14 protein-coding genes are annotated in these 21,379 nt (G+C 39.2%); all 14 read left to right on the top strand.

The genetic code is table 11. From position 1 onward, the window contains the following. Positions 1 to 54: 54 nt before the first annotated feature. The 14 genes from BrL25_RS07685 (at position 55) to BrL25_RS07625 (ending at position 21,354) form a co-directional block, all read left to right on the top strand. Positions 55 to 498: a S1 RNA-binding domain-containing protein gene (locus BrL25_RS07685; RefSeq protein WP_018670330.1), complete on the top strand. Its 444-nt coding sequence runs from the start codon at positions 55 to 57 to the stop codon at positions 496 to 498. Positions 499 to 607: 109 nt separating this feature from the next. After that, on the top strand, positions 608 to 1,438 hold the full coding sequence (locus BrL25_RS07680; protein ID WP_018670331.1) for an alpha/beta hydrolase family protein: 831 nt from the start codon (positions 608 to 610) through the stop codon (positions 1,436 to 1,438). A 335-nt stretch (positions 1,439 to 1,773) separates the two neighbouring features. After that, a complete protein-coding gene (locus tag BrL25_RS07675; protein WP_018670333.1) occupies positions 1,774 to 3,069 on the top strand; it encodes a radical SAM/SPASM domain-containing protein in 1,296 nt (431 codons plus the stop codon). Then, positions 3,069 to 3,344 carry a PqqD family protein gene (locus tag BrL25_RS07670; protein ID WP_018670334.1) on the top strand — a complete coding sequence of 92 codons (276 nt, stop codon included), beginning with the start codon at positions 3,069 to 3,071 and terminating at the stop codon, positions 3,342 to 3,344. Before BrL25_RS07675 ends, BrL25_RS07670 begins: the two co-directional genes overlap by 1 nt. 151 nt (positions 3,345 to 3,495) lie before the next feature. Next, a complete protein-coding gene (locus tag BrL25_RS07665; protein ID WP_018670335.1) occupies positions 3,496 to 4,755 on the top strand; it encodes an MFS transporter in 1,260 nt (419 codons plus the stop codon). A gap of 126 nt (positions 4,756 to 4,881) precedes the next feature. Continuing rightward, positions 4,882 to 6,111 carry a PucR family transcriptional regulator gene (locus tag BrL25_RS07660; protein ID WP_018670336.1) on the top strand — a complete coding sequence of 410 codons (1,230 nt, stop codon included), beginning with the start codon at positions 4,882 to 4,884 and terminating at the stop codon, positions 6,109 to 6,111. A 157-nt stretch (positions 6,112 to 6,268) separates the two neighbouring features. Further along, on the top strand, positions 6,269 to 7,396 hold the full coding sequence (ald, locus tag BrL25_RS07655; protein ID WP_018670337.1) for an alanine dehydrogenase: 1,128 nt from the start codon (positions 6,269 to 6,271) through the stop codon (positions 7,394 to 7,396). A 162-nt stretch (positions 7,397 to 7,558) separates the two neighbouring features. Further along, positions 7,559 to 8,647 carry a quinone-dependent dihydroorotate dehydrogenase gene (locus tag BrL25_RS07650; protein ID WP_018670338.1) on the top strand — a complete coding sequence of 363 codons (1,089 nt, stop codon included), beginning with the start codon at positions 7,559 to 7,561 and terminating at the stop codon, positions 8,645 to 8,647. A 166-nt stretch (positions 8,648 to 8,813) separates the two neighbouring features. Beyond that, positions 8,814 to 9,740, top strand: a complete 927-nt coding sequence (gene panE, locus BrL25_RS07645; protein ID WP_018670339.1) for a 2-dehydropantoate 2-reductase — start codon at positions 8,814 to 8,816, stop codon at positions 9,738 to 9,740. 38 nt (positions 9,741 to 9,778) lie between these two features. Beyond that, entirely contained in the window at positions 9,779 to 10,717 is a 939-nt protein-coding gene (locus tag BrL25_RS07640; RefSeq protein ID WP_018670340.1) for a 4-hydroxy-3-methylbut-2-enyl diphosphate reductase, read from the top strand. 96 nt (positions 10,718 to 10,813) lie between these two features. Beyond that, positions 10,814 to 12,031, top strand: a complete 1,218-nt coding sequence (locus tag BrL25_RS07635) for an MFS transporter (RefSeq protein ID WP_018670341.1) — start codon at positions 10,814 to 10,816, stop codon at positions 12,029 to 12,031. A gap of 212 nt (positions 12,032 to 12,243) precedes the next feature. After that, positions 12,244 to 12,372 carry a hypothetical protein gene (locus BrL25_RS26230; protein WP_018670342.1) on the top strand — a complete coding sequence of 43 codons (129 nt, stop codon included), beginning with the start codon at positions 12,244 to 12,246 and terminating at the stop codon, positions 12,370 to 12,372. A gap of 372 nt (positions 12,373 to 12,744) precedes the next feature. Then, positions 12,745 to 13,953, top strand: a complete 1,209-nt coding sequence (locus BrL25_RS07630; protein WP_018670343.1) for an ABC transporter transmembrane domain-containing protein — start codon at positions 12,745 to 12,747, stop codon at positions 13,951 to 13,953. Positions 13,954 to 14,340: 387 nt separating this feature from the next. After that, the gene (locus BrL25_RS07625; protein ID WP_018670344.1) at positions 14,341 to 21,354 is read left to right on the top strand and encodes a non-ribosomal peptide synthetase; all 7,014 of its coding nucleotides are present in this window, start codon (positions 14,341 to 14,343) and stop codon (positions 21,352 to 21,354) included. Positions 21,355 to 21,379: the final 25 nt, after the last annotated feature.

The raw sequence follows: 21,379 nt of genomic DNA, 5'->3' as shown, positions 1-21,379 counted from the left end.
GTATGAAGTGGGGTTCTCGACACTTGGTGAAAAGATAAAAGGAGTGCAAAATGGATGGCAGTAGAAGTTGGAAGCATCATTGAAGGAAAAGTGACGGCAATTAAACCTTTTGGTATGTTTGTTGCTGTGGATGAAACGCAACAAGGACTAGTTCACATTTCCCAAGTTGCAAATGGTTTTGTAAAGGATATTAATGATCACTTTTCCGTTGGAGCTGCTGTAAAGGTTAAAGTACTCTCCATCGATGATGCAGGTAAGATCTCCCTTTCCGTTCGCGCAGCTTTACCAGCACCAGAACGCGAAGCTCGCGACGAACAAAAAGAGCGCGGTGGAGACCGTGGCGGCTATCGTGGTGGTGGGAATCGTGGTGGAGACCGTGGCTTTAATAAGCGTGACACTCCTAAGGATTCGTTTGAAGACAAAATGAAAAAATGGATGAAACACAGCGAAGAAAACATAGCTACTATCAATAAAAAACAGAATAAGCGCGGATACTAATCGCAGCGATGTTTATAAACAGAGAAGAGGAACTATCATGGTTCCTCTTTTCTTTTTCATGTTTTAGCATAAAATCTGGATATTTATAGAGAACAGGTGGTAATAAAACATGTGGAGAGAACTTTTGCAAGATGTTCCTGAGATTATGCGGATAACGGAAGAAGAACGAGCCATTCCGGAGGTGGCTTTGTTCACGGTAACTTATCTTAGTGATACTCACCCTGTAAAAGCACTTTTAGCTATTCCAGATCAAAATTTGTTATCGCATCATAAAACGGAAAGTCTTTTGCCAGCTCTTCTATACTGTCGAGGAGGCTATAAGAAAGTCGGGAGGGTGCAGCCATTGCGAATTTCTCAAATGGCAGCTTTCGGTTATGTTATTGTTGCTCCTCACTATCGGGGAAACGAGGGAGCCTCTGGTAAAGATGAATTTGGTGGAGCAGAGCTGGAGGATGTGTACCAAGCGTATTTTTTGCTCGCTAGCATACCCTTTGTAGATACTAATCGCATACATCTATATGGCTTTTCACGTGGTGGCATGATGGCATTACGTGCTGCTATGCTTCCTAATCGTTATGCGTCCGTAGTTGTTTGGAGCGGTGTAAGTGATATGCGTCTTACGTATGCAGAACGGCAGGATTTGCGTCCCTTATTGAAAAAAATAATGGGTGATCCAGATGTGGCTCCCCAAGCATATGATAGCCGTTCACCTGTGAGACAAGCTGAACAAATCACCTGTCCAGTTTTGATCATTCATGGTCAAGTAGATGAGAATGTAGGAGTAGAACATGCGACTCGTTTGGCTAAAGCTCTTGATCTACATCATAAACCACATGAGTTGTGGCTGGTAGAGGATGAGTCCCACTTATTTACTTCGGAGCAGATTGGAGAATATACGAAAGCTATGTTTCGTTGGTTAGAAAGCATTTCTATTAAATAGATAATAGGATAAGTAAAGCCAGTTAAATTAACATATCAATGTTTAACTGGCTTTTTTAGTGAAAGTAAATTATTTTAATTATTGACAATATATTGAATTAACAGTAAATTTAAGTAAAGTTAAATTATGCTATTTATAGAAGGGAGGTGAGAGTATGAAAAATTATACAACACCAAAAGTGAAAGTAGTAAACCCTGGCGTAATTGATGTAATTGATTCTTGTCAATGTGGTTCAAAAAATGGAGCAGGAGCGTAAGACACATAGGTAATAGTAGTAATGGCACTACTTGTAAAAATAGTGCCATTACTATTTCTATTAGGAAAGGAATGATACGATGTTAGTAACCGATGATGTATTAACTTTTCCAAAATTAGCTGTCTATCGAGAAAAGGAAGACTATATTATTCATAATTACTTGGTGAGTAGTTGGATTGTGTTGAATCAGCAAGAATATGAAATAGCGCATGAAATGATTTACAACAAAAAGTCACCGCAGGGTTTAATTGATGAACAGTACGATGCAAGTTTGGTAAAAAGGGTCATTGGTTTGATTAGACTGTATAAGATTGATAGCTTTAATGTAGATACTGAGAACAAGCAAAGTATGCATAAACCTGTACCTAAATCTGTTTATTTTGTTACAACATACAAATGTAATTTAAATTGTGTCTATTGTTATGCAGAAAGTAGCCCCAGCAGATCTATGGATAATGATATCTCTACCGAAGAGGCTAAAAGAGTCATCACAGAAGTAAAGGAATTAGGGACAAAAACGATTGTTTTTACAGGGGGAGAGGCATTTTTACGAAAAGATCTCGTGGAATTAATGGAATATTCCGATTCTTTAGGGTTGAATGTCCATATGATTTCAAATGGTTCTTTTATTTCTAACAAAGAGATAGCTAAAAAAATTGCCGAGATTACGAAATTAGTAACGATAAGCCTTGATTCCATGATCGAGGACGAGCATGACAAAAATAGGGGAAAAGGATCGTGGCAGAAGGCGAAAAAGGCCATTGATTTATTGCTAGAAGCTGGTTGTAAGTTAAAAATTAACCAGACAATCACGAAAAATAATATGGATGCTGTGGGGGACGTAATCGATTATACAAATAAAAATAACATCAGGCTCATTATATCTCCTGTAGCTTCATTAGGAAGAGGCAAGACTCACGAACACGAATTAAATTATGTGCAACGTATAAAAATCGAAAACACAATCATCAACAAACAACCTAATTTTGATGCTGTTAACCAGTTTTTCATTAAAAATCATTGTGGTCACGCGTATAGTGAGTTTTCGGTTGATAGCAAAGGCGATGTATTTCCCTGTAAAATCATGCATAATCCCGAGTTTTTAGGTGGAAATGTAAAAGACAAATCGTTAGAAGAAATTTATTACGAATCTCCAGTCTTTACTGCATCCCGAAACAGAATCACGGATAACTTACCAATTTGCGGAAAGTGTACATTTAAACATATGTGTGGTGGTGGATGTAGAGCTATCCAATGGAGCGATACAGACAGTATAGATGGCACAAACACGGAAGAGTGCAAAATTATAAAAAGTAACTTGAAAAAACATATGTGGAATTATTTTAGAAAATCAAAAGAGGAGGTTCCTTCCTAATGATGTCTCCCTATCAAGTAAACAAAGATATCTTTTATGATCAAAATGTAGAGGGTATATTTGTCCTTACACCTGAAGGACAAACGATATTGTTTGAGGATGAAGTAGCCTGTACACTGTGGACACATATTTGTACGAAAGAAACAATTACGCTAGAAGAGATGCTAAAAGAGATATCGGGAAAATTTAATGTTAATACAGAAAATACGATGATTACAAATGATATACAGATGTTTTTAGATGAATTAGTTAGGCATAGGTTACTTACTACCTAGGTAATGTTTCTATTTGCTATCATGACAACGAAAATGATGGATATCAACGTCAAACAATTTGGGGCATGACCATCTAAGATAATAAGTAAGTACATGCAATCATGCCCTGTAGCATCTAAAAATATTTGTACGTTAAGAAGGAGATTTTGGTTTGGATATCATAAGAATATTCAAAAATAAAAACTATACATATCTTTTTCTGGCGAATGTAACTTCCTCTATGGGCAATAAAATTGGTCTCATCGCATTCACATTGTATATTCTTACAAGATTTTCTTCACAGCCTATCTTTGCCACCATTACAGAATTAATGTACTCTCTCCCCATGCTTGTCATTTTCTTGTTCATCGGTGCTGTGGCAGATCGTTTTGACCGCAAAAAGATTGCTTCTTGGGCGGATTTTATTTGTGCTTTTCTTTCTCTAGGATTACTTTTTGCTATTGCCATTGATTCCATCGTCCTTTCCTTTTTCATCATATTTGTGAGGAGTGCAGTCTCTAATTTTTTTAGTCCTGCACAAAGAGCTATCATGCAAGGCATTTTAACCGAAAAGGAATATCCAGTAGCTACCGGTTTAAATCAAATGGTAAACAGTATTCTTATATTAGTAGGCAGTTCCATTAGTATCTTTCTTTATTGGCACATTGGTATAGAGGGAGCAATCTTGGTAGATGCCATATCATATCTGGTATCTGGATTGCTAATCCAATTATGCCATATCAAAGTAGAAATCAGATTGCCAAATGGTGAGAAATCGTGGAAAGATGTATCAATAGGAGCCTTGATATCAGATTTCAGTAAAGGCGTTGGATATATTTGGAATAATAAACTAGTATTAGCCATATCAAGTGCTTTTTTTCTATTTGGAATTATAAATGCCGGTTATGCACTCATTCCTACTTACGCATTGAAGTACAAACTTGCTCCAGAGTCATATGAGACAGTATTGCTATGGATGGGGATTGTGTCAGGAGTAGGTGCTTTGTTTGGAAGTGTAGTCGGGTCCTATTTAGCAACTAAAATGAAACTATATCACATAGCAGTTCTTTCCCTTATGATTATGGGGATCTCGGTTGTTTTCTCAGGTCTTACGAACAACGTTTCCATTTTTATTCTCCTTGATTTTTTCATTTCTCTGGCTTTTCCCTTATTAAATATAGGTTTTGGTGGTTGGTTGCCAAGCCTCGTTGACCCCAAAATAATTGGAAGAGTATACGGGTGTCTTACGCCTATGATGATGCTGTCACATTCTATTACGTTGGGAATTATCGCTGTTACTTTCCCCGTCTATATAGGTGTAAGCTTCTTGTTCTTCATACACGGCACATGTATGCTTCTAGCGGCCATTTTTTACTACTATATCTTTCAAAAGAATTTTGCAAATAAGCGAGTTGTTGAGCAACAGATGTAAAAGCAAATAATGGAAACAATTCGTTTGAAAAATCGCTTTTTCCCCCTATGCCCATTCGTTATAATGAAGAGACAAAAGAATGATAACGGATCCATGTAGGTAACTAAAAAAGCGGGGAATTCATGTATGCAGCAAAAATTTTTTGACCAGTACCAGCATAGCGATATTGATGAATTGGCAGATGTTATAGGTGAATTATTACAAAATCCAATTACCATTGAAGATTTAAATCATCGACTGATTGCCTATAGTTCTCACGGTGATAGTACTGATCAAGCGCGGTGGTCTACGATCATGGGACGACGCGTGCCAGAAAAAGTATTAACACGCCTCTGGAAGGATGGCGTTTTTCAACAGCTCTTTTCGCAAAAGGACCCCGTACATATTCCTGAAAAGAAAGAGATTGGACTTGGAAAGCGGGTTGCAATCACCATACGTAGAGGCAATGATATCTTGGGCTATATCTGGGCACAAGAGGTAAACCGCCCCTTGACCTCCTGGGATGACGAAATTCTTCGTCAGGCTGCGAAGGAAGCGGTGCCTCGACTGCTACAACGACAAGGAAAGCGCAAAGCAGAGCAGGATAGACAAAAAGAGTTTCTGTGGGAGCTTTTACTTGGTGGGCACGGTGAGGAGACGAAGCTACAGCAGAAGGCGATTAACCTACACATGAAAATTGTTCCTCCATTGCTTATTTGCACCATAGAGGTTTTGGAAGGCAAGGGTGAACAGATACATCAATTGCTATATCCCCTATTGATGCGAGATAAAATTTACAATCTAACAGATGGTCCCCAACTGATTTTGCTCATGCAGCATCCTAAGGGGAAAGCTGTGTCAGAAGATACTCTAGTTGTTTATTCCGAACAATTTTTAGAGGAATGTATGTCCAAGCTCACAGACAAGTTTGGAAAAGGAAAAGTCCATATTGGTTGCGGCCGTCCTGTTTGTTCACTAATTGAAGGACGCCAAAGCTATCAAGAGGCTTTGCAGATGAATGCTATAAAACGACTGTTCCCTCATGAAACAGAGCGGATATTGAGATTTCAACAATTAGGGATCTACCGTTTCTTACCACAGATGAAAATCTGGAATAAAGAACAGGCCTACAAAAATGATCAGTTAGCTAAACTACTTTATTATGATCAAGAAAATCAAACCAATTTGACCGAAACATTGGAAGTCTTTCTCGATCATGTCGGAAAGGTTAACCGAACAGCGGCTCATCTGCATATTCATATTAATACGCTCAGCTATCGATTAAAACGAATTGAGGAAATTATGCAGATTGATTTAGATGACCCTAACCAGCGGTATTCGCTCTATATTGACTTAAAGGTAATGAAGCTGGAATAACTCTTTTGCACATTTGTGAAAATTCACAAACGAACGCTTTTTCTCTCAAAGGAATCTCTAATGCTCCCTTTATGAAAACGCTGTATTATTGAGAAGTGAAGAAGAAATTGTAAGTGAAAGAGAACTGAGCAGGGGCTATCAAGGGGAGGATTTAATAATGATTATCGGGATTCCTAAAGAAATTAAGAACAACGAGAACCGTGTAGCGATCACGCCTGCTGGAGTGACAGCATTGGTACAAAGCGGTCATCAAGTGTTAGTTGAAACAAATGCAGGACTAGGCAGTGGATTTATTGATACTGAATATCAAGCAGTGGGAGCTACTATCGTGCCAACAGCAGCAGATGCATGGGCGGCTGATATGGTGATGAAAGTAAAAGAACCACTTGCTTCTGAATATAACTATTTCCGTGAAGGACAAATTCTATTTACTTACTTGCACCTGGCACCAGAACCAGAATTGACCAAGGCATTGGTTGATAAAAAAGTGATTGCAATCGCTTATGAAACCATCCAAATGCCAAATGGCTCTCTTCCTCTGTTAATGCCAATGAGTGAAGTGGCAGGACGCATGTCTGTTCAAATCGGAGCTCAATTCCTAGAAAAACCATATGGTGGTAAAGGCGTACTACTAGGAAGTGTTCCAGGTGTTCCAAAAGGTGAGGTTGTTATCGTTGGTGGTGGTATCGTAGGTACCAACGCTGCGAAAATGGCAGTAGGCCTAGGTGCAAATGTTACTATTTTAGACATTAGTGCTGATCGTCTTCGTCAATTAGATGACCTATTTGGTGGACGTGTTCATACATTGATTTCTAACAGCTTTAACATTGCTAACGCTGTAAAAAAAGCGGACTTGTTAGTAGGAGCAGTACTAATTCCAGGTGCGCGTGCTCCACGTCTGGTAACAGAAGAAATGGTAAAAACGATGGCTCCAGGTTCTGTGATCGTTGACGTTGCTATTGATCAAGGTGGTTCTATTGAAACGATTGATCGTATCACTACACATGATAATCCAACATATGAAAAACACGGTGTTATCCATTACTCAGTAGCAAATATGCCAGGAGCAGTAGCTCGTACGTCTACACTTGCTCTAACAAATGTCACAGTTCCTTATGCTGTTCAAATTGCTAATAAAGGATATGTAGAAGCAATCCGTAGCAATCATGCTCTAGGAAAAGGTGTTAACGTTATTAATGGTCAAGTAACCTATAAAGCAGTTGCGGATACACACAATCTGCCATTTGTTACTTTGGAAGATGCTTTACTAGTAGCAAGTAAATAATAAGTTCCAGATTATAAAAATAATTCATTTGAAAAAGTGACATACTTTTTGTTAAAAAAGGTATGGCACTTTTTCTTTTTTTGACTTTATATCCAATGCCAAAGGTTTATGGTATGCTCTTATATCGAGAACAGAATATGTGTTAGGAGTGAAGTGGCAACAATGTATAAGCACCTAAAAAAGTTTATATTTAAAATGGATCCTGAATCGGCACACGAGAATGCGATTAATGGACTACGAATGGCCAACAGCATTCCTTTAGGCAAAAGGGTATTAAATATGATGTATGGTTATGAACATCCAATGCTCGTCAATAAAGTATGGGATATCGTATTCCCTAATCCAGTGGGACTGGCAGCTGGGTTCGATAAAAATGCTGAGGTTTATGTTCCACTCGGATCAATTGGATTCGGCCATGTCGAAGTAGGTACGTTAACCCCACTAGCCCAACCAGGTAATGACAAGCCGCGTTGTTTTCGTTTAAAGGAAGATGATGCGATCATCAACCGTATGGGTTTTAATAACCACGGTGTACAAGCAGCAGCGAAATCATTAAGTCATTATCAAGATGCTTGCATGCCAGTTGGGGTAAACATTGGGAAAAATAAACTAACTCCTAATGATCAAGCAGCAAGTGACTATGAAAAATGCCTCGAAGCTTTATATCCCTATGGGCATTACTTTGCGATTAATGTAAGCTCACCTAACACTCCTAACTTACGTGACTTGCAGGAAGTAGATAGTTTACGTCATCTTTTGCGGACAATCCGCCAAAAAGCGGATCAGCTAGAGAAATACGGTGCGAAGCGTAAACCAATCCTATTAAAAGTAGCCCCAGACATGTCGGATGAGCATATGAGCGATGTTGTTTATGTTGCTCTAGAAGAGAAAATGGATGGATTGATTGCTACCAACACTACTCTGTCTCGAGAAGGTGTGTCCGATCCTACGCTGGCAAAAGAAGCAGGGGGACTGAGTGGTCCAATGCTATTGCCACGTTCAACCGAATGCGTTCGTGATATTTATAAAGCAGTAGGCGACAAAATGCCCATTATTGGGGTAGGTGGTATCTTCACTGGTGATGATGCGTACCGCATGATGAGAGCAGGAGCGTCTATGATTCAGATTTATACGAGTATGATCTATGTGGGACCGGGTGCTGTCACAGAGATCAACAAACGTTTGGTTCAGCTAATGAAGCGAGATGGATTTACCCATATTAGTGAAATTATTGGGATTGATCATAAATAAATGTGCAATACAGCTAAAAAGGAGCTCTTTCGTTTTGAAAGACTCCTTTTGTATAGCCGATTTTTCTACACATTGTTTCAAAAATTCTACTTGGGATTTCCCAAAAACCAGCTACAATATATGTGAGAAGCTACAATAGGACAAATGATTATAGGGGGTTGGTGTAATGCGGATACTAATGGTAGGTGCGGGAGCAATTGGTGGATATTTTGGTTGTCGTTTGATAGAGGGTGGCAGAGATGTTACTTTTCTTGTACGCCAAAAGCGTAAGGCACAGTTGGAGGAGCGAGGTTTAGTTATTCAAAGTGTTAATGGCGATTCCACAGTTCACCCCGCCTTATTACTAGCTGGAGAAGAAGCGACCCCTTTTGATGTCATTATGTTATCTCCAAAAGCATACCAACTGGATGATGTAATCAATGATATCGCTCCATATGTGGGCGAGGATACAATGATCATACCGCTTTTAAATGGAATTGCTCATATGCAACCACTACAGGAGCGTTTTGGAGCAGATAAGGTTTTGGGTGGATTGTGCTTTATAGAAACGACGCTTAGTGTTGACGGAGATATCATACAAACCAGTAAGGCTCATCGGCTAGCTTTTGGGGAATGGAATGGTGGTACGTCAGAGCGAGTAGAGTGTTTATATGAGTATGTAAAAGTAGCAAATGCGAGCTTCGAACTGTCCAATAACATACAGCAGGAGGCTTGGCGAAAATATTTGTTTATTACGATGCTTTCAGGTATTACCACCTTGATGAACGCAGCAGTAGGACCAATTCGCGATTCTCCATTTGGAATCGAGCTGACGAAACAATTAACAGAAGAATGTGTGAGCGTTATGATAGCGATTGGTGCACCTATCTCTGCTCAAATGGTAGATCATGTGATGGAGACTTTTAAGCAACAGGGCTACAAAATGAAATCCTCCATGCTACGGGATATGGAGAAACGCCTCCCAATTGAAGGAGAGCATTTGCAAGGTTACTTGCTGCGCCTTGCCGAACAGCAGGGAATAGAGACACCAATGCTACGGATTGTTTATAATAACGTAAGAATTTATGAACAAAAGCGTGAAAGCACATTCTAATGCTATAATAAGGGGCAGAAAAGGAGGGCTATGCTGATATGGAAGTTGTAAAAATTGCTCCCCGTGGTTATTGCTATGGCGTAGTGGATGCCATGGTACTGGCTATTAAAACGGCAAAAAATCAAAATGTGCCGCGCCCTATCTACATTTTGGGAATGATCGTGCATAATGCGCATGTGACAGATGCTTTTGAACGTGAAGGAGTTATCACGTTGGATGGAGAAGATCGTCTAGCGCTTTTAGATAAAATTGATCATGGAACCGTTATATTCACTGCTCATGGGGTATCGCCAGAAGTCCGTAAAAAAGCGAAAGAAAAAGGTCTGACGGTTGTGGATGCTACTTGTCCTGATGTAACGAAAACACATGATCTCATTAAGGAAAAGGTGGAGGAAGGCTACCATATTCTCTATATTGGTAAAAAGGGACATCCTGAACCAGAGGGAGCGATCGGGATAGCACCTGATCGTGTTCACTTGATTCAAACGCTGGAAGATTTGCAAAACGTACACGTTACGACCGACAAATTGGTGGTAACAAATCAGACAACGATGAGCCAGTGGGATGTAAGGCATATTATGGAGGCCATTGTGGAAAAATATCCTTCCGTTGAGGTTCACAATGAAATATGTATGGCTACACAGGTTAGGCAGGAAGCAGTAGCAAAACATGCTGGAAAAGCAGATGTAACCATAGTAGTGGGAGATCCTCGAAGTAATAACTCGAATCGCTTAGCACAGGTTTCTGAGGAGATTGCTGGTATTCCTAGTTATCGCATTTCTGATCTGTCTGAGCTTAATATTGAGTGGCTAAAGGGTAAAAAAAGTGTATCTGTTACTGCGGGTGCATCTACCCCTACGCCATTAACAAGAGAAGTCATCGCTTTTCTCGAACAGTTTGATGAGAATGACCCTACAACCTGGGAAAAAATACGGACGGTAAATTTTGATAAACTATTACCTACTGTAAAAGAATAGACAAAAGTGTAAAAGTAGCAACCTGATACGAAAACAGCTTCTTCGGTAATTCCGATTGAAGCTGTTCTTTATGTGGAAAGTAGAGGAGAAAACTGCATGAACAGCAAAAATAGCCAACATACTTTTACAAACGAAAGTGCTTCAAATGCTTACGTAGCCCTAGGTGGACTTTATATCTTTTTGTATTACGCTATGGGCGCTTACTCGCCTCTATTAACAGAGTACTTTAAATCCATTCATTTAACGGGGATTGAAATTGGTACTCTCAGTTCGATTACTCCTGTGGTATCTTTACTGCTACAGCCAGTTTGGGGGATGATTTGTGATAAGTTTCAAATTCGAAAAAAGGCGTTAATACTAGCTCTGATCGCTGCAGCCTGTATCTCATTTTTGTTTACCTTCATTAATACTTACGCATGGGTGTTTTTTACGATTGCGTTCTGGTCTATTTTTCAATGTGCGGCTATCCCGATTTCAGATAGCTTAACACTTAGCTATGTAAGCAAGCGATCCATGCATTTTGGCAGTATTCGATTATGGGGGGCCATTGGATTTGCTATTGCTGCCTTTCTTACTGCCTTGGCTGTTCAACAGTGGGGTCCATCCGCTATTTTTTACAGCACAGGGCTTGCTTATTTTCTCGCTGTACTCTTTTTGATCAGAATTCCAGATGAGCGAATTGAGCGCAGGGAGCTTCCACGTAATAGCTTTAAAAAAGCCGGGACACTTTTTAAAATCCCACGCTTTATACTCTTTCTCCTTTGTACATTTTTCGTATTCGGTTCGATGAATGCTCATAACACCTGGTTTAATCTATACTATCAGCATATCGGTGGAGAGATCGCCACATTAGGTCTTGCTTTCTTACTGTTTGCAGGTAGTGAAGTGCCTTGTATGAAACTAGCATCACGTCTTATCAAAAAAATTGGCTTGGAGCAAACTCTCTTATTTGCTTGTATTGTCTCAGGTGCCAGGTGGTTTTTTTACGGATCAGCTCCAAGTACGACAATCATCCTAAGCCTATTTTTCCTACAAGGATTATCTGTCGGTCTATTCTTAGCCACGGCTGCCCAATATGTACGTGAGAATACACCTCTTTCCTTGCAGGTAACAGCTCTGGCAGTATTTACTTCCTTTGGAGTGGGATTAGGCTCTATGTTTGCTAATTACACAGCAGGCTGGGTCATGGAATACTACGGTATTTTACAAACGTATACATTCTTTGGGATTTCTACCTTACTTGGAATCATTCCTTTATTACTCATTTGTTATGGTCCTTGGAAGCGGAATTCAGAAGAGATTGTTACCGAATAAGGTGAAATGACAAAAAGAAAAAATATAATTTTTCCCCGAATGAAAGACGCGTATAAGGTAGTCTTTCATTCGGGGTTTTCTATGTTTTAAAAAGTGAGAAGAAAAATTTTTGAAAAAAAGAGAAAGAGAATTCAATTTTTTACGTTATACCTTATGACAAGCAAAAAGAATAGGCTGCGCAGCATTCTTTTTGAATGGGAGGATAGACATACATGCAGGACGATCACGAGCTGATTGAGCAGGTCTTGCAGGGGGACAAGGAAGCCTACACGCAGATTACGCTTAGGATTACCGGCTTCAATTTTTTGGGGAGGGTATCACCCATAAAACCGTACGCTTAGGTCTTCATTTCACACCCTTAACGATATTTTTGTATCTGCACCCCATAAGATGCATAGAAAAATTACTCATGAAAGTTTAACAAACCAAACACCCCGTTTACTTCCTCCCGTTTTAAACTACTACTTTGAAACCCAGACCGATAGAATTCACAATCGAACGGAAAACTTTCGAATAAATATAAATAGAGGAAAAAATAGGTATTCAAACAAGGAACAAACTGGACTAACAACCGGAAATAGAAGGCCATTTTAATATCACGAAAACGCTTATCTAAACAAAGATTGGAAGGAATAGAAATTGAGGAATCGACGATAAGACGAGTTTGGACTAAACCTATAAGAAACCATACTACCTTTGGGAGGGGGGATTGTGTGAAAACGACAGCTAAAGTAGCGGGATATGGAAATATTCAAGTAGTATCTCCCTACGATATACAAACGCTGCAGGATTTACAGCTAGTCAAAGAAGCAAACGACCACGCCAAGCTCTATCTAACCGGAATCATTCCGGAAGAGAAGAAAGATAGTTACATCGCGATGGCCACGAATAGCGATCTCATCGAGGTCAACGAGGTAGCTTTGGTCATGGTGACTGCCACAATGCTGATTCTAGATTGGCGATTTTCTCTTATCTTCATTGTACTAGGTGTTGGTATCACTTTTGTTAATGTTCGTTTTGTTCAGCCATTGAGGGAGACAAATGATCAGCTTCAAGCCAAATTAGGCGAAATAACAGCAAAAATAGCTGGGTCCATAGAAGGACTGCCTATTATTAAAACGTTCCCTGCTGGGAAAGTAGTTAGAGAAGATCTGGCCGATACAAATAAGGAGCTAACTCAGACCGCAAATAGCCAAGGTTTTAAGACGGGGTTACTAGATGCAATCAATTTTTTGTTTCGTTTCGTTATGTTTGGCGGTATGTTAGTAGTTGGATTGTTTATATATTCTAAAAATGAACTAGGGGTTTTGGGACAATTGGTTCAGCTACAGACAACTATGGTCTTTATTTTTCTGGAGTTTGGCAGAATTATTGCTTCCCTACAACATTCCTTATCAGGCTCAGCTAGAGTGTACGGATTGTTGAATCACCCAGTCGAAGAAATCGATCCGATCATTGTTGATAATAAATCTCAACAACCTATGCTCACGGAATTTACTCTGGGGTTGCCTGATGGATACAAAACCTTCATTGGAGGGGATAAGGTACGTTTATCAGGAGGACAACGGCAAAGAATCGCCATTGCACGTGCTTTATTATCAAAAGCTCCTATCGTTTTATTTGATGAGCCTACGTCTGCTCTAGATTCACATTCCGAATCATGTGTTCGTGACGCGATCCGCTCATTAAAGGATCAACGTACCGTCATGATCGTAACGCATCAAATGCAAACAGCAGAGATAGCAAATGTCATTTTCGTGATGGAGCAGGGTTCTATCGTGGATACGGTCAATAGCATCTTGGACTTTTTCAGCATGAAATTTACAGAAATACATATAAAAGTTCACAAATTTTACAAACACTTAAATGGAAGAATAATGCTAATATGTTATGGTGAGTCGCAAATGTTTATTTTTTCATAAAATATATTTTTGTGGAATATGTGATTTAGCTTTTACAGGTCAAAGGTTTTTTGCTGCAACAATATGTCACTCACATCGAAAAGGAGGCCAAGTATGATCGCATACAACCGCTTCAATTATCCTTGAGTAAAAGAGGTGATGGTAAAATATTTGATAGATTCATATACAAAAAATCTTTTCTCACATCATGATGATTCCTCTGCATAAAGTACCGTCTTTCCTCAAGCGACTCCCTACATCTCTAGACATAACTCTCATAAATCTTAGATTAACGTCATCTATCCTAACATACAGTCAAACCTTGCAACATGCCGATAGCATCCACATAGTAAGCAATCATAGTATTTTTTTATATAAACTATAATTTCTAACAAGAGGTGCAGCAATATGAATAAGGATTTGCTTCAATTATTTTCGTTGACTCATCCTCAACAAAGGATTTGGTACTCCGAATTACTTTATCCAAATACGGGTGTATCGTCGATTTCATTGACAATTAAAATGAAAGGTAATATAAGTCTAGGTGCCTTGCAACAAGCTCTAAATATGATTATTTTCCGGCACGATGCCTTTCGGATTAAATTGACAGCTCAAAATGGCTATCCTCAGCAATATGTGGAGGAATATAGCGAAAAATCGTTCGAATGTTTAGATTTTTCAGGTGTTGATGGAGAAGCTCAGGCATTAAAGTGGCTGGACCAGCACAATCGTACACCATTTGAACTTCTACATTCAAAATTGTATCAATTTATCATTTGCAAGATTAGTGACCAAGAATATTGGTACAATGTCAAAATTCATCATATTGTCTGCGACGGAATCTCTGCAAGAATGTTCGTCAATCAAGCGAACGAATACTATTCTCAGATTGCAAATGATGAGCTTCCAGAAATAACAGAGAATCATACTTATTTCGACTATATACAAACGGAGCAGGACTATGAAAAATCGGATCGCTATCAAAAGGATAAATCGTATTGGGTAGATAAATTTAGCACCTTACCCGAAGTGATAGGGTTTAAATCATATAATTCTCTTACCTTGAGTACTGCTGGAAAAAGAAAAAATATTATCTTAGAAGAGCGTTTGTATTATAACCTGTATGAGTTTTGCAAACAAACAAACAGTAGTATGTTAACAGTCTTTATGACTGCGTTGTACATCTACTTGCATAAAAAGACAACACAGAACGATGTTTCAATTGGCACATTCTATGCGAACAGAACAACCAAAAAGGAAAAAGAAATGCTAGGAATGTTCGTTAGTACAGTGCCAACACGGGTATTCGTTGATCCTGAGATGGATTTGCTTTCATTATTGAAAGTCGTATCAAAAGAGCAGGTTTCGATCCTACGCCATCAAAGATTCCCGTACAATCAAATGATGGAAGATTTACGAGAAGCACATCAGCATAAGAACCTTCAACGTCTCTTTGGTGTTTCTGTACAGTACCGTGCTATGAATTATTCGCAGTATGAAAATGTTGAAATTGAAGTTGATGAGAATTTTTGTGGAGACGTCATTAATGATTTTGAAATGAATGTGATTGAATTAGATAATCAAAAAATTCTGTTTCAACTAAATTATCGAGCACAGTTGTTTACAGAAATGGAGATGGAACAACTAATTCAACAATTCTTTACCATTATTGAAACAATCATTCATCATCCTACATCAAAAATAGCGGACATATCCCTGCTTCGAGAAGAAGAGAAAAATATGATTATATCTGAATTTAATAATACTGTAATGGAATATCCGCGCGAAAAGCAGATTCATCAGCTATTTGAAGAACAAGCAGCACGTATACCAGATCAGATAGCTGTCATTTGCGAGGGGGAACAACTTTCTTACCGGGAACTGAATGAAAGAGCGAATCAGTTAGCGCGAAAGCTACGTTCTGAAGGAGTAGTAGCTGATCAATTAGTTGGAATCATGGCAGAACGTTCATTAGAAATGATTATTGGAATTTTTGGGATTTTAAAAGCTGGCGGTGCATATATGCCGATTGACCCGGAATTTCCAGAGGAAAGAATTCGCTATATGTTAGAAGATTCAAATGCAAAGCTACTTTTGACCCAGAATCATTTGTTGGAGCGAGTAACTTTTGACGGGAAAATAGTAGATATCAATGATGCTCAAACCTACCACCAAGATAGGTCAAATTTGGAAGCGATAAATGGTCCGAATCACTTAGCCTATGTTATTTATACATCAGGATCTACAGGGAAGCCTAAAGGAGTTATGATTGAACATCATTCAGTTATAAATCGACTGATGTGGATGCATGCAAAATACCCTATTTCATCCGTTGACACCATTATGCAAAAAACAGCGATTACGTTTGACGTATCAGTATGGGAGCTATTCTGGTGGTCGATGGTGGGCTCCAAAATGTGCCTTTTACCTGTAGGAGGAGAAAAGAACCCTGAGCAAATCTTAGAGACAATAGCCGAACATCGCATTACAACAATGCATTTTGTTCCTGCGATGCTGCACGCTTTTCTGGATTATGTTGAACAACAGCCAAGTGAGTTGGCAGAGGAAAAACTCCAGTCTTTACGGCAGGTTTTTGCAAGTGGTGAAGCATTGCCACCACAGCATGTTGATAGATTCCGTCGAGCAGTTTCCTCAGTGTGTGAAGCTAGATTAATCAATTTATACGGACCAACGGAAGCTACTGTCGATGTTACGTATTTTGATTGTGATACAGATGAGGAACTAGCTGCAATTCCGATTGGTAAACCTATATATAATACTCAACTATACATCGTCCAGGCTGATTCTGAGAACCTTCAACCAATTGGGATAGCAGGTGAGTTATGCATTGCTGGTGTTGGTCTAGCAAGAGGGTACTTGAATCGACCGGAGCTTACGGAAGAGAAATTTGTGAAAAATCCGTTTGTCGCGGGAGAACGAATGTATAGAACAGGGGACTTAGCAAGGTGGCTACCAGATGGAAATATTGAATATTTGGGCCGAATTGATGATCAAGTAAAAATCCGTGGGGTTAGGATCGAACTTGGTGAGATTGAGTCACAAATGCGTAAGCTTGATGGTCTAAGAGAAGTAGTCGTTGTAGCGAAGGAAGATCAAGCGAAGGAAAAATTCCTCTGCGCATATATGGTTACGGATAGAGAGGTAAGTACAGCAGAAATACGTGCCCATTTAACAACTCAGCTACCGATCGCGATGATTCCTTCTACGTTTATTTCACTTGAGGCGATGCCATTAACTGCAAATGGAAAAATTGACAAGCGATCGTTACCAGATCCAGACAATTCTTTGCTTAACACAGAATATGTGGCTCCTCGAACACAATTGGAAGTACAACTTGCTACTGTCTGGCAACAAGTTTTAGGTATTGATCGAGTTGGATGTAAGGACGATTTCTTCGCATTAGGTGGTCATTCCTTACGTGCTATGATGGTTATAACTCAAATGCACAAAGAGTATCAAATGGATATTCCTTTACGTTTCCTATTTGAAAAACCAACGATCGAAGAAATATCCCAATACTTGGAGAGCGAGCGCATGAAGCAGATCATTTCTATCCGACCTGCTACAAAGCAAGATTACTATCCGGTTTCAGCAGCACAACGAAGAATGTTTATTCTTAACCAGTTTGATGGGATAGATATCAGCTATAACATGCCTTCTATCATGCTACTGGAAGGAAAACTTGATCTGGTAAAACTAGAAACCGCTTTTAAAGGTTTAATCAACCGTCATGAGAGCTTGCGTACATCCTTCGAGTTAGTAAATGGTTCTCCTGTACAGAAAATCCATTCAGTAGTTGATTTTGCAGTCGATTATCAGGTAACTGTTGAAGAAGAGCTGGAAGAAATCATTGATGAGTTTATCAAACCATTCCAGTTAAATATGGCACCATTGCTTCGCGTCAAGCTTGTTCAAACCCGATTGGATCGTTATTTGTTACTAGTAGATACGCATCACATTATTTCTGATGGAGTATCATCTGGGATCATCATCAGCGAATTGGTGGAATTGTATCAAGGGAATACGTTACCAGAGCTTACGATTCAATATAAGGATTTTTCTGAATGGCAACATGAACAGTCTCAGACGGATCTGTATAAAAAACAGGAAGACCACTGGGTTCAAACATTTGCAGATGAAATTCCTGTGTTAAATCTACCGACAGATTTTCCGAGACCAAATACACAAAGCTTTGACGGAGATGTAATCACAAGAGGAACTGGCAAAGAGCTTATGGAAGGCTTGTACAAGATAGCTGCAGACACAGGAACCACACTTTATATGGTCTTGTTAGCCGCATATAATGTACTTCTTTCCAAATATTCGGGTCAAGAAGATCTGATTGTGGGTACACCGGTTACAGGTCGATCGCATGTTGATTTACAGAGCACTGTTGGGATGTTTGTCAATACATTGGCCATGCGAAATAAACCAGCTAGATCAAAATCATTTAGAGAGTTTTTAATAGAAGTAAAACAAAATGCATTACAAGCTTATGAGAATCAGGATTATCCATTTGAAGAGCTAGTGGAGAAACTGGAGCTACAAAGCGATGTAAGCAGAAATCCAATGTTTGATACCATGTTTACTCTCCAAAACAGAGGAGAAGATTCTATTGAATTAGATGAGCTACGGTTTATTGCCTATGAAGGGGAAAATAAATGGAAACACTCTAAATTCGATATCACCCTTATCGCCACAGAAGAAAGAGATCAAATTATGATTGGTGTGGAATACTGCACCAAATTGTACCGTCAGGAAACAATAGAACGCTTGACGACAAATTTCCTTCAGATTATAAAAGCGATCGTAGATAATCCTGAAGTGAAGCTAGCTACTATCGAAATACTGACGAATGCAGAAAAAAATCAGCTTTTACAAGAGTTTAATAACACAGAAAGAAACTATCAGCAGGATACAACGATTCATCAGCTTTTTGAAGAACAGGTAAGAAAAACACCAGATCAGGTAGCACTTATCTGGAACAAGAAGGAGTTGACTTATCAAGAGCTAAATGAAAGAGCCAACCAATTAGCTCGTACGTTACGTAATAAAGGAATCGTTCCCAATCAACTAGTAGCTATTATGGTAGATCGTTCCGTAGAAATGATTATCGGTATAATGGGTATCTTGAAAGCTGGAGCAGCCTATGTCCCTATTGATCCAGCTTATCCTACTGAACGTATTGAATATGTCTTAGAAGATAGCGGTGCTGTTCTTTTACTGACCCAGTCGCATTTGTTCAATGGATTAGCAGTTAATATGGTGAGGCTAGATTTAGATGAGGAGCAAAATTATGTAGTTGATGGAACCAATCTCACAGTTGTGAACCAACCAACTGACTTGGCATATGTCATCTATACTTCAGGTACAACTGGTAAACCAAAAGGTGTCATGATTGAACATCATTCCATCGTGAACTGCCTGCAATGGAGAAGAGACGAGTATGCATTTAATCCAAAGGATAAAGCTCTGCAGATTTTCTCATTTGCTTTTGATGGATTTGTAGCTAGTTTGTTTGCTCCTATGCTTGGAGGGGCCATTTCGATCTTGCCAAGGGAAGAAGAGTCAAAAGATCCATTTGCACTACGAAAATTGATCGCCTCTGAATCAATCACTCATTACTATGGTGTTCCAAGTCTGTTTAATGCAATTGTGGATAGCGCTACAGCAGAGGATTTACACCAATTACGTTGTGTCACTCTTGGAGGAGAAAAATTATCACCCCAAATTGTCCAAAAGATTAAACAAAAAAATCCTGCTATTGAGATTAACAATGAATATGGACCTACAGAGAATAGTGTAGTTACGACTATCCAAAGAGCAATTGGAGTAGATCAAGAGATTACAATTGGTCGACCGCTAGCCAATGTAACTGTCTATATTGTTAATAATGAGCATCATTTACAGCCTATAGGAGTAGTAGGGGAGTTATGCATAGCGGGTCGTGGACTGGGTAGAGGTTATTTAAATCGACCAGAATTAACAGAAGAGAAGTTCGTTGCTAATCCATTTGTATCTGGGGAGCGCATGTATAAAACGGGTGATTTGGCCAAGTGGCGTCCAGATGGCACGATAGAATATGTTGGTCGGGTAGATGAACAAGTCAAAGTACGAGGTTTCCGAATTGAGATAGGAGAGATCGAATCTACCATTCTTCAGTACCATGGTGTTAAGGAGGTAGTGGTTACTGCTCAAGAGGATCAACATGCACAGCAATTTTTATGTGCGTACTTTGTAGCTGAAAAAGAAGTTGTACTGGCTGATTTGAGAAAATTTGTTTCCAAGGAACTCCCAGCCTACATGGTTCCTACCTACTTCGTACAGCTTTTAGAACTACCTACTACTGCTAACGGAAAAGTAGATAAGAGAGCATTGCCAAAGCCTCAGAACGTCGGCGTTGCAGCAAAAGAATATATTGCCCCTAGAAACATGGTAGAGGAACAACTGGTTGCTATTTGGAAAGAAGTATTAGCAGTAGAGAAAATTGGCATCACTGATCATTTCTTTGAAATCGGGGGACATTCCTTAAAAGCGATGCTTCTCATATCAAAGGTGTATGAGTACATGCAGGAAGAGTTGCCACTACATCTTGTATTCCAGCATCCAACGATTGAAAAAATGGCAGAATTTATCTTGCATAAGCAGTACGAGCAAAACGCGGGTCACCCGATTCTACTAAATAAAGAAACAAATCGACCTGTATTTAGCTTTACACCGATTGCAGCCCACAGTACCTTCTATCAAAAGCTTGCTGAAGAAGTCCACGACATTTCTTTATATAGCTTTGACTTCATAGAAGAAGACAATCGCATTGAGCAGTACGTCAATGCAATTACTCAGATCGATTCTGAGGGGCCGTATACTTTGATGGGGTATTCCTCTGGCGGTAATTTAGCTTTTGAAGTAGCAAAAGTATTGGAAAACCAAGGAAGACAGGTGTCCAGCATTATTTTATTTGACTCCTATTGGAAGGATAAAGCAATTGAACAAACGGCTACTGAAGCAAGAAAAGAAATTGGAGCCTATTTTAAAAAAATAGCAGAAAATAACGAGCTGTTTAATATGACAAAAGAGGATCTAGAGCAGTTCATAACTAACGATTTTATCAAACAAAGTTTTTTTCAAAACATGTTCAGTTATCTGATGTTCCATAATCAATTGGTAAATAAAGGTAATACAAAGGCCGCTATTCATCTCATCCAAGCAGAATGCGAGCAAGGAAACGTAACAGCCTATGAGGCTGAAAAATGGAATGAGGAAGTGTGGGCACGAGCATCTGAACGATTTATAAACTATCGTGGCTATGGAGATCATCCGAGGATGCTTAGCGGAGAACAAGTTACTAAAAATGGCTCCATACTCAAAGAGATTCTCGAAGCGAGTTTTGCTCTGAAGTAAATTATGTAGGAAGTGTAGTTTCCGT

This window comes from Brevibacillus laterosporus DSM 25 (assembly GCF_002706795.1).
Lineage (GTDB): Bacteria > Bacillota > Bacilli > Brevibacillales > Brevibacillaceae > Brevibacillus_B > Brevibacillus_B laterosporus.
This window is presented reverse-complemented; position numbering and strand designations above follow the sequence as displayed.